The organism is Acinetobacter sp. YH16031 (genome assembly GCF_013417335.1).
Classification (GTDB): Bacteria; Pseudomonadota; Gammaproteobacteria; order Pseudomonadales; family Moraxellaceae; genus Acinetobacter.
On record NZ_VPED01000158.1, the window covers coordinates 1 to 1,493 of the forward strand.

General features: G+C 41.6%; 3 protein-coding genes. 2 read left to right on the forward strand and 1 reads right to left on the reverse strand.

Annotated features, from left to right (window positions below; all coding sequences use genetic code 11):
* The coding region (locus FTV31_RS16820) for a MobA/MobL family protein (RefSeq protein ID WP_180015774.1) at positions 1 to 677 on the forward strand (677 nt) is incomplete at its 5' end.
* Entirely contained in the window at positions 674 to 1,147 is a 474-nt protein-coding gene (locus tag FTV31_RS16825; RefSeq protein WP_180015776.1) for a hypothetical protein, read from the forward strand. The genes FTV31_RS16820 and FTV31_RS16825, both read left to right, overlap by 4 nt.
* Before the next feature lie 6 nt (positions 1,148 to 1,153).
* Here the strand turns inward: FTV31_RS16825 and FTV31_RS16830 are convergent, their stop codons facing one another.
* Entirely contained in the window at positions 1,154 to 1,492 is a 339-nt protein-coding gene (locus FTV31_RS16830; RefSeq protein WP_373686999.1) for a hypothetical protein, read from the reverse strand.
* Position 1,493 lies beyond the last annotated feature (1 nt).

Below are 1,493 nucleotides of genomic sequence, written 5' to 3' on the forward strand. Positions count from 1 at the left end.
AATTAGACGCAGATCAACGTAAGGACTTGGCAAAAGACTTTGCCAGGTCCTTAGTTGATCGCTATGGCGTGATTGCAGATTTAGCTATCCATGAACCCAGCAAAGGCGGAAATGATAAAAATCATCATGCCCATATCATGCTGACCACCCGAAAGGCTGAATTAGACCCTGAAAATAATCTGATTTTGACAACAAAGGCAGAGATTGAACTCAGCAACGCCAAAAGAAAGACCCTCAACATGGGTACAACCCAAGAGGACATTAAACAAATTCGGGCAATGTGGGCAGACTTAGCAAATCACGCTTTGGAACAAGCAGGACAACAGCAAAAAATTGACCACCGCAGCTATGCCGATCAGAACAACGGACTGCAAGCCACGATTCATGAAGGGACTTCGGTCACTCAATTACGCAGAAAAGGCATCGGCACCGAAATCAGCCGTTATAACGACAAGGTAAAACAGCACAACGCCCAATACCTGAATCAAAAAGAACAGCACAAAGAAACCACGCTACAGCGTGGCTTTAACCGTGTTGAGCAAGGCTTTGACCAATGGCAAAAAGACCAAGAAGCCAAACGCCTAGAGCTAGAACGCCAAGCGGAAAAACAGCGAGAAATGAAACGAGCCGAGCAAAAGGCATCACCTAATTTGAATAAAGGCGGATGGTCACGATGAGCAACCAAAACGATGATTTAGACGACCAGTTATATATTTTATTGGCATCCATGAAGGAATACAGGGAAGCCATAGCAGACGATAACAAGCGATTAGAGGCGTTTTACAACAAAGTGGCTAGCGGGATATTAGAGCAGAGCAAAAAAAACCTAAATAACGCAAATCAGGAAGCTACACGCGCCCTTCAAGGACGTATTCAGGAACTAGACAAGGCTACTGATAAACTAAACTATAGATTTATTGCCTTGTTATGTGCAATTTTCCTCAGTCTGGTACTGGTTTTTCTTTCTTTCATATTTTTATTCATTCCAAGTTTTGATGAGATCAAAGAACGTCGTGCAGAAGCAGCTTGGCTAGAACAAAGATATAACCTAGATATTAAAAACTGTAATGGTAAATCCTGTGTCCGGATCATGAAAAATGACTGTCACGGACCAAACAAAGATTATTGCGTGATTGACCCTAAATAATGCTTTTTAAAGCGGAGCTGCAATCCAATAACCGTGGTTAGCGCAAACATCAGGAATAGGGTCAGTAATAGATCGAGGTTTCGTTGGGTACTGGCCTCCACCAAGTCTAATTTCATCACCTACAAAAACTTTATGATTATTAAATTTGTTGGTAATACTGATCCTACCGTCACTTGTATATTCTAACTCGCTGCTACTAGCCCAGATAATAAAAGGGCTGGTATCACTGTTTAGACGAATACAACCATGTGGATCTAAATGTAATTTGCCACCTGCAAGTGAAACCATATAAGTCTTCACTTCGGGACTTTGCTTGATAAAAAATACTGGTTTTACAGGTTCTATA

Coding starts and splice junctions, on each gene's coding strand:
- FTV31_RS16825 (WP_180015776.1), top strand. CDS start 674: ATGAGCAACCAAAACGATGATTTAGACGACCAGTTATATATTTTATTG.